The following is an 8365-nucleotide window of genomic DNA, read 5'->3' as shown; positions in this document are numbered from 1 at the left end:
CGCGCCGGACGCTGAGATCATCGACGCCGCCGGCGCGTTCCTGGCGCCCGCCTACGTCGACCTCCACTGCCACGGGGCCGGAGGTTCCAGTGCCGAGGACGGGCCCCAGGGCCTGTCGACCATCATGGACGTCCACCGCGCCCACGGCACCCGGGCACTCGTCCTGTCCTACGTCTCGGACACGATCGAGGGACTGTGCCGGACGCTGTCCATCGGGGCCAGGGCCGCCCGAGAGAGACCGGAGGTGTTCGGCCTCCATGCCGAAGGACCCTTCCTGGCGCCCGACTTCAAAGGAGCACACAGCGCCGCGGCGCTCACCACTCCCACCGCCGAGGCGGTCGAGCGCATCCTCACCGCCGCCGACGGCGCGCTGGCCCAGATCACCCTGGCTCCCGAACTCCCCGGCGCACTCGACGCGATCGCGCGGTTCACCTCGGCGGGGGTGAAGGCAGCGGTGGGTCACACAGCTGCGAGCTATGACCAGACGGCGCGGGCCTTCGACGCCGGAGCGAGCGTGCTCACGCACACGTTCAACGGGATGCCCGGCGTCCACCACCGGTCCCCGGGGCCGATCCCGGCCGCGATCGACGCCTCACACGTGACCCTCGAGCTCATCAACGACGGCATGCATGTCGAACCTGCGGTGGCGCGGATGATCGCGAAATCGGCGGGCGGCAGGGTGGCGCTGATCACCGACTCCATGGCGGCGACGGGAATGGGCGATGGCGACTACGCACTCGGTGAACTGCCGGTGCGGGTCGAGAACGCACAGGCACGGGTGCTGGGTGCGGACGGTCAGCTCGGGTCGATCGCTGGGTCCACTCTGACTTTGGACGATGCTGTGGCCGACGCGGTGGCTCAGGTGGGGCTGAGTCCGCTCGAGGCGGTGCAGGCGGCGAGCCTCGTGCCGCTGCGGGCGCTGGGACTCGTGAGCCCGGACGAGTGGATGCTCCTCGGCGTCGGGATGCCCGCCGACTTCCTGCTCCTCGAGGAGGACATGCAGCTGCGGCGGATGTGGGTCGGTGGGCAGGCGGTTCCACGCTGAGCCGGCCGGATTCCTCGCCAAGCCTGGGCGCCGAATTCCTCGCCGAGCGGGGCACATGGCACGATAGTGACCATGGATGCCCTGCTCCTCATCGACACGGACGACATCAGCTTCACCTCCGAGGAGGCGGCCGAGACCCTGAGCGGAATCGTCGGCCGGGCCCGCGCGGTGGGTGGTGTGCTCATCTTCGCCTCGACGAGCGACGAGGTTGCCGACCGGGAGGACGATGAACTCAGCGTCTTCGTCCCCGACGAGGAGGACCTCGTGCTGCGGTCGGAGAGCCCGGACATCTTCGAAGGGGTCGAAGATCTCGCCGCCGGACTGCACGATCTGGCCGTGGATCGGATCGTCTTCGCCGGTGCCGATGACGGCCCCGGTTCCGTCTGGGCCTCGGCGATGGCCGCGCTCGTGTGCAACTTCGACGTCATCGTCCTCTCCGACGCAGTTGTGGACGGTGAGGGCAACGCCGTCGACTGGATGCCCGCGGCGGAGGAAGCCGGAGCCATGGTGAAGAAGACCGCCGACACCTGGCTGCGGATGTAGCAGTCATTCGGCAGGCCCGTCGTCGGTTGGGACATTTTGGTGGTCGTAAACGAGAGGAAATTCGTCTGCTGCGCCAAATTTCCCTCGTGTTTGCGACCACCAAACTGACAGATCGACCAGATGCTTCAGGGAATGAGCCCTGATTCGCGCAGTCGCGCCCGAATCGTCTGCTCGAGAGTGCGTCTGTCCGTTCGGGAATTCACCCTGATCACTTGCCAGCCTTCCTGGACCAGCGCATTCACTCGAGAGATGTCGGTGTCCCACTGACGTCTGTCCGTCCGGTGGTGATCGCCTTCGTATTCGAGCGCGAGCTGAGCCTCTCGATAGCCCAGGTCGGGGTGAACCTCGCAGCCGAGTGCACTGCAGTGGACAGCTGGATGGACTGACGGTTCCGGCAGGCCGACTGAGATCGTCCACAGCCGAAGGTCGGTCTCCATGGGCGAATCGACGTCGGGTCTGATCAGCCCGAGAGCAGCCTGGACCCGTTCGCGGCCACGCAGGTACTTCTTCGAGGCTGCGAGCTGCGTCAATGCGCCCAGCGAACAGAGCGGGGGGCCGTGCCAGTTCCCGATCATCGCATCGCCGAGGCGGACCAGATCCTGCAGTTGCCATGCTGGGGCGAGCTGCAGGAACAAGTAGGGGGCGGAGATCAGTTGATGACCGAGAATGGTGACGAATCCGAAATCAGTCACGCGGTGAAGCACGACGCCGGGTCGCCGGATTCTCGCGTTCTTGACGGTAGTCGCGACGTGCAGTCGGGGGTCGGCGAAGCGGTTGGGCAGAGGCAGGCCGTAGAGAACGGCGGCTGAAGTGTGGCTGGCGGCCACGGTCGGATGCTTGAGCAGCAGTGCACGGAGGAGGTGACTCTGCATCTCCCAGGCAGTATCCGCCCAACGGGGAACTGCGCGGAGCACCTCCTGTCGTGGATCCATCCGCACGCCGTGCAGGACGGACGCGATAGGCGTAGGGCGACGGAGCTCCCAGTCGGTGACTCCATGCGTGGACGAACTTCTGGTCAGGAATAGGCGGGGGTAGCGCCTCTTGTCGAAGTGTATGGGCATGCCGTCCAGCATCCCCGCCCGACGGCGATGGCGGAATCGCTGCGGGGGAGCTGTGGAAAAGTGCGACGCGAACCCCGCTCGGTGCACTCAAGTGGGCAGCCGCCTCGGCGAGTGGTCGCGGTCAGTTTTTCCGCATCTGGCCCGTGGATTGGGATGTGGCTCGGCGCGGGGAGTCTCACCAGGGGGTTTGGTGGTCAGAAACTTGAGTGAATTCACGTTACGCGAGTGATTTCCCTCCGGTCTGTGACCACTGATCGGCGGAGTTGGAGCGGTACCAGCGGCAATGAAACTGCAGCGGGCTGTGGACAGTGCGGGCACAAGTCCCACAAGACGGCGGCCCGTGGACACTGGTCCACGGGCCGCCGTCGTCGAGCACGCTCGACTATTCGGTGACGATGCCCTCGTAGGCGTCGGGGTTCGCCTTGAGCCACTCGGCGACAGCCTGGTCGCCCTTGTCCTTGTACTTGTTGACCACGAGATCCTCGAGGGAGCCGTACTCCTTGTCATCGAGTTTGATCTTGCCGATGTAATCGGCAGCCTCCGGGAACTTCTCCGCGAAGCCCTTGGTCGCCGTGAAGTGCAGCTTCTCGGGAGAGCCCATGGCGCCCTTGGGATCTTCGAGATCCTTGACGTCATAAGTGTTGTTGGCCCAGAACGGGCGCCACAGCGTGACTACGATGTCTTCCTTCGCGTCGATGGCATTGCTCAGCTCCGTGAGCATCGCCGCCGTCGAGGAGGTGACGAGCTTGTATTCCCCGTCGAGCCCGTACTCCGGCATCATCGAATCCTGGGTGGCCTTCGTCAGTCCGGCACCGGGTTCGATTCCGACGATCTTCCCGTCGAAGCGATCCGCCTTTCCTTTGAGGTCCTCGATGGAATTGATGTCCTCCACGTAGGAGGGAACGGCAATGGTGAGCACGGCATTGTCGTAGTACGCGCCAACGTCCTCGAGGTCCGCACCGTACTCGTCCATGTACTGCTTGTGCGTGACCTCGGGCCACGACGAGGGATACATGTCGACGTCGCCATTGGCGACGCCCGCGTAGAGGACGGCTGCATCGCTGAAGGTCTCGGTCTCGACCTCGAAGCCCATCTTGCCGAGTTGGTCCTCGAGCAGGTACGAGATGCTCTCCCCGTCGGTCCAGCCGGTGACGTAGCCGAGCTTGATGGTTCCCTTGTCGCCTCCGCCTCCGCTCTCGCTGTCTTCTTTCGCCTGCTGCGAGCAGCCGGTCAGAGCCAATGCCAATACGGCGGCTGCGGCGGCGAGCTTGGCGCCGAAATGCTTCTTCATGGTGGTCCTTTCCTCGAATCACTTCGTTGGGTAGTCGTGGAATCTCATTGGATGGTCGTGGAACTCAAGAGGGTGGTTGTGGAGCAGTTCATCCCTGAGCCGGGTGAGCCAGAGCGGCGGCCTTGGCAGCCTCGTCGACGTCCGCCTTCGCCTGTGCTTCGGCCTGAGCCGAGTTCCTCCGCTTGAGGGTGCCGAGCAGCGAATTCGGGTAGTCCTTCGCTGTGCCCAGAGCTGCGGTCACCCGGTCGAGGTAGACCGCGATGATCACCACGCCCAGGCCGGCTTCGACGCCGAGCGGCAGATTCTGGGTGGCCACAGCCTCGACGACGTTCTTGCCGAGTCCATCGGCGCCGACGAAGCCAGCGATGACGGCCATAGCCAGTGCCAGCATGATCACCTGGTTGATTCCGGCCATGATGGTCGGAGTCGCCAGCGGCAGCTGGACCCCACGGAGGATCTGACCGGGAGTCGCCCCGAAGGCCTGCCCCGCTTCGACCGTCTCGGAGTCGACGCCACGGATGCCGAGCTCGGTGAACCGGACACCCGGAGGCAGTGCGAAGATCACGGTCGAGACGAGCCCGGGGACGACGCCGATGCTGAAGAAGGTGACGGCCGGGATGAGGTAGACGAATGCGGGCATCGTCTGCATGAAGTCGAGGATCGGTTTGACGATGGCCGACACCGTGTCATTGCGCGCGGCGAGAATGCCGACCGGAATGGCGATGAGGATTGCGATCACCGCGGCGATGATGATCAGCGCCAGGGTCTGCATGGAGGCGACCCACTGGCCCATCGTCATCACGAAGAACATCGCGATCAGGGTTCCCACGGCCATCTGCCAGGAGCGCAGGACCCAGCCGATGAGGGCGAGCAGGATCATGATGACCAGTGGGTGCAGGTCGACGAGTACGTCGGTCAGCGACTCGATGAGGAAGCGGAAGAGGAAGGTGAAGAAGTCGAACAGCCAGTCCAGGTTCTCCTTGAACCAGTCGAAGACGACGTCGACCCACTCTCCGACGGGAATCCTGATGTTCTCCATCAGACAGTCTCCTTTGCGGTCGCTGGTCCGGGCTCGGTCTCATCGTCGGGTTCGGCCAGGACCTGGTCGATGACCCCCGTGTCCACGGGCACTCGTCGTTCATGGTGCTCCTCGTGCTCCCCCGATTGGCTGCCGAGGGCTGCGAGCAGAGTTGCCCGCGGCACCACACCCACGAGTTGCTCCTCGTCATTGGTGATCGGGATGGGCAGGGGAGTCTCAGCCGAGGGGAGGAAGAGATCGATGAGGAGGTCATCCGGTCCGGCCGTCTGGGCCACCGGTCGGATGATCCCGTCGAGGGTGGTCGCGCCTCTGCGGATGTGGTCGATGGATTCGCTGTCGAAGACGACACCGAGGAACTTCCGGTCCCTGTCGGTGACATACACGGCAGCGGAGTTGGACTCCCGCATGCTGCGCAGCGCGACGCGCGGACCGTTCTGATCGGTGACGACCTGGCGGGGCTTCTCCATCACGTTGCGGGCGGTGAGCACTCGTGCCCGGTCGACGTCCTGGACGAATTGGGCGACGTAGTCGTTGGCGGGGTCCGTGAGGATGTCCTCCGGCGTGCCGATCTGGACGATCCGGCCGTTGCGCATGACAGCGATCCGATCGCCGAGCAGCATCGCTTCGTTGAGGTCATGGGTGATGAAGATGATCGTCTTCTTGAGATCGCGCTGGAGTTCGATGAGCTGTTCCTGCATCTCACGGCGGATCAGCGGATCGAGGGCAGAGAAGGCCTCATCCATGAGGAGGATGTCGGTCTCCGCGGCAAGGGCTCGAGCGAGTCCGACCCGCTGCTTCATTCCGCCGGAGAGCTGCCCGGGGAACTTGTCGCCCCAACCCTCGAGGCCGACGACCTTGAGCCAGTGATCGGCACGTTCGGACCGTTCGGCGACCGGCACACCCCGGATCTCGAGCGCGTAGGCCGCATTGTCGCGCACGGTGCGGTGCGGCAGCAGCGCGAAATGCTGGAACACCATGGAGATGTGCTCGTTCCGCACTCGGCGCAGGGTGGCGGGATCGGCTGTGGCCGTATCGGTTCCGAGGACTTCGACGGATCCTTCCGAGGGAGTCCAGAGGCCGTTGATGGTTCTGATCAAAGTGGATTTGCCCGACCCGGACAGCCCCATGACGACGAAGATCTCGCCCTCTTGGACATCGAAGCTGGCATCGATGACCGCTGCGGTGCCGAGTTTGGTCAGATCGTCACGATCGGCCCCGTCTTTGAGCCGTCGGATGACCTCATCGGGGCGCTTCCCGAATATCATGTAGACGTTAGAGGCTTTGACTACGCTCACGCATCTCCTCCTTGAAATCGTGACTCCCTGCCGAACAGAGTGGGATCACCGCCGTTGGTGCAGGAGGAATATGTCCCGCCTCCGTATGTTCCGGGGAACTGAACAGAGGCGGTTGTCTTGACTCGCTCTAGAAGTCTCGCACCGATCTGATAGTTCAGACATAGTCGTGGTGCATCGTATGCATTTCGTTATAAACAGTGCTGCCTGCGCAGCCCGGGACTCAGCCGCTCCCGGGAAGGGGAATCGCGCGGTTCCGGAATGGACCTCGGCCATCCCCCTCCCGACGAGAACTCACCCGTTCCGGTCCCTGAGGAAGCCGATGATCTCCGGTGTGACCTGCTCGGCGAACTCCTCGAAGAACCCGTGCCGCCCGCCCGGAAGGATGACGAGCCGCGAATCGGGGATCCGACGATCCATCAGCCGCGCGTTCTCCACCGGATTCATCTGGTCCGCGTCACCGTGGATGATGAGGGTCGGTGCCGTGATCGACGGCAGCCGGTCCCAGGCGTTGTGCTCGGCGCTGATCCGCAGGTGCGCCGCTGATTCCGCGGCGTTCATCGTGTCATCGCCGAGGAGGTTGCTGTCCTCCGGCGCTCCCGGCCAGTCGGGGGTGTAGAAGAGCGAGTGCAGATACTCGAGGTACTCCCGTCCGCGCAGCTTCGCCAGAGCCGCGCCCACTTCACGCGGGCGCTTGACGGCAGGGGCACCACCGGGGGCCGTGCAGCCGAGAACCAGCGCATCGACCCGGTCCGGGTGGTTGAGGGCGACCATCTGCGCGATCCGTCCGCCCATGGATGTGCCGTAGACGTCCGCACTGGGGATGCCGAGGAAGTCGAGGACGTCGACGGCGTCGTCGGCGAAGCTTGTGCTCGACGGCTGGCCGATCTCGCCCCGACTGCGGCCGGTTCCACGGTAGTCGAACGTGATCGTGCGGAACTCCGGCTCGAAATCAGCGCGCGTGCGCTCCCACCAGGTGTGCGAGTTCGCCTGCCCCTGGAGGAGAAGCAGCGCCGGCGCTCCCGCGGGTCCGCTGATCTGCACGGCCAAGGGGAAGCCGTCTCTCGAGATCGTCATCAGGTGGTTCACCGGCGGTCCTTTCGTCGCTGCGTTCACTCTAAGTCCTCCGACCCCTCGCCTGCCCGTGCGACGACATACGCTGGAACCATGAAGCAGCTGCCGTTCCTCAGCACACCGCCGACCTGGTCGCCCGCCGCGGCGAACCGGCGCCGCCCTGCCGTCATCGTTCCGCTCCAGAGCACGGAGCCGAACGAGCTCCACCTGACTGCGAACCGGATCGCCGCCACCGGCGTCGTCGACGCCATCGAATGGCGCATCGACCAGGCCCTCGCCGAACTCAGCAGCGGACCCGGCACAGCGACCGTTCCCACGTCGACCTCCACTGTCGCCTCCGCACGCGCGGACTCCCTCGCCGAGGCGGTGCTGGAGCTGGCGCCGAACGTGCTCTCCGCTGGACTTCCGGTGCTCGTCACCCTCCGCACCGCCATCGAAGGTGGTGTCGCCGAGGTGGGCGACGAGGACTACGGGACCATCATCGGGCGGATCATCGAAGGTCTGAACACGGTCGACGCCGTTCCGGTGGCCGTCGACGTCGAGATCGACCGGGAGGCCTCGTCGGCGCTGATCGCCAGGGCCCATGATCGTGGGCTGACAGTGGTGGCCTCCCACCACAACTTCGGCGGCACGGATTCGCAGGACGACCTGAGCGCGACCTACGACCGCATGGCCGACGTCGGAGCCGACGTGGCGAAGATCGCGATGATGCCCGCCAACGCGCGCGACGTCACGACGGTGCTCAACGCCACCGCCGAGGCGGACGCTCGTCTGTCATGCCCGGTGCTCGGGATCTCGATGGGGGAATTGGGCCGCACGACCCGGATCCTCGGCGCCGACTTCGGCAGCTGCGCGACCTTCGCTCAGCTGGGGCTGGCCTCGGCGCCAGGCCAGATCGACGTCCGGGAATTGGCGCACATCCTCGACAGCCTCTACGGCTGACGCGCTCGATGGCCTCTACGGCTGACGCGAAGCGGCCACCTCGCTGGGCGAGGTGGCCGCTTCGATGTCTGCGTCGGA

General features: G+C 65.2%; 8 protein-coding genes. 3 read left to right on the top strand and 5 right to left on the bottom strand.

The features are described from left to right. Positions 1-1045: amidohydrolase family protein (locus tag RIT73_RS16130; protein ID WP_309133121.1), on the top strand; the 1045-nt coding region annotated here is incomplete at its 5' end. Positions 1046-1117: 72 nt separating this feature from the next. Beyond that, positions 1118-1588, top strand: coding sequence for a hypothetical protein (locus RIT73_RS16125; protein WP_309133120.1), 471 nt, complete (start codon positions 1118-1120; stop codon positions 1586-1588). 125 nt (positions 1589-1713) lie between these two features. Here RIT73_RS16125 and RIT73_RS16120 read toward each other — a convergent pair whose 3' ends face one another. From RIT73_RS16120 to RIT73_RS16100, 5 genes are all read right to left on the bottom strand, one after another. Beyond that, positions 1714-2520, bottom strand: a complete 807-nt coding sequence (locus RIT73_RS16120; RefSeq protein WP_309133119.1) for a hypothetical protein — start codon at positions 2518-2520, stop codon at positions 1714-1716. Positions 2521-3031: 511 nt separating this feature from the next. Beyond that, a complete protein-coding gene (locus RIT73_RS16115) occupies positions 3032-3940 on the bottom strand; it encodes a glycine betaine ABC transporter substrate-binding protein (RefSeq protein WP_309133118.1) in 909 nt (302 codons plus the stop codon). An 88-nt stretch (positions 3941-4028) separates the two neighbouring features. After that, entirely contained in the window at positions 4029-4979 is a 951-nt protein-coding gene (locus RIT73_RS16110; protein WP_309133117.1) for an ABC transporter permease subunit, read from the bottom strand. After that, positions 4979-6274, bottom strand: coding sequence for a glycine betaine/L-proline ABC transporter ATP-binding protein (locus RIT73_RS16105; protein WP_309133116.1), 1296 nt, complete (start codon positions 6272-6274; stop codon positions 4979-4981). Before RIT73_RS16105 ends, RIT73_RS16110 begins: the two co-directional genes overlap by 1 nt. 291 nt (positions 6275-6565) lie before the next feature. Beyond that, a complete protein-coding gene (locus RIT73_RS16100) occupies positions 6566-7360 on the bottom strand; it encodes an alpha/beta hydrolase (RefSeq protein WP_309133115.1) in 795 nt (264 codons plus the stop codon). Between the two features lie 78 nt (positions 7361-7438). Between RIT73_RS16100 and aroD the strand changes: the two genes are divergently transcribed. Beyond that, entirely contained in the window at positions 7439-8287 is an 849-nt protein-coding gene (gene aroD, locus RIT73_RS16095; RefSeq protein WP_309133114.1) for a type I 3-dehydroquinate dehydratase, read from the top strand. Positions 8288-8365: the final 78 nt, after the last annotated feature.

This window comes from Brevibacterium sp., assembly GCF_031179145.1.
GTDB lineage: Bacteria > Actinomycetota > Actinomycetes > Actinomycetales > Brevibacteriaceae > Brevibacterium.
This window is presented reverse-complemented; position numbering and strand designations above follow the sequence as displayed.

Excerpts from the sequence above, each read along its gene's own strand:
- RIT73_RS16125 (WP_309133120.1), top strand. The coding sequence starts at position 1,118 with ATGGATGCCCTGCTCCTCATCGACACGGACGACATCAGCTTCACCTCC.
- RIT73_RS16120 (WP_309133119.1), bottom strand. The coding sequence starts at position 2,520 with ATGGATCCACGACAGGAGGTGCTCCGCGCAGTTCCCCGTTGGGCGGAT.
- RIT73_RS16115 (WP_309133118.1), bottom strand. The coding sequence starts at position 3,940 with ATGAAGAAGCATTTCGGCGCCAAGCTCGCCGCCGCAGCCGCCGTATTG.
- RIT73_RS16110 (WP_309133117.1), bottom strand. The coding sequence starts at position 4,979 with ATGGAGAACATCAGGATTCCCGTCGGAGAGTGGGTCGACGTCGTCTTC.
- aroD (WP_309133114.1), top strand. The coding sequence starts at position 7,439 with ATGAAGCAGCTGCCGTTCCTCAGCACACCGCCGACCTGGTCGCCCGCC.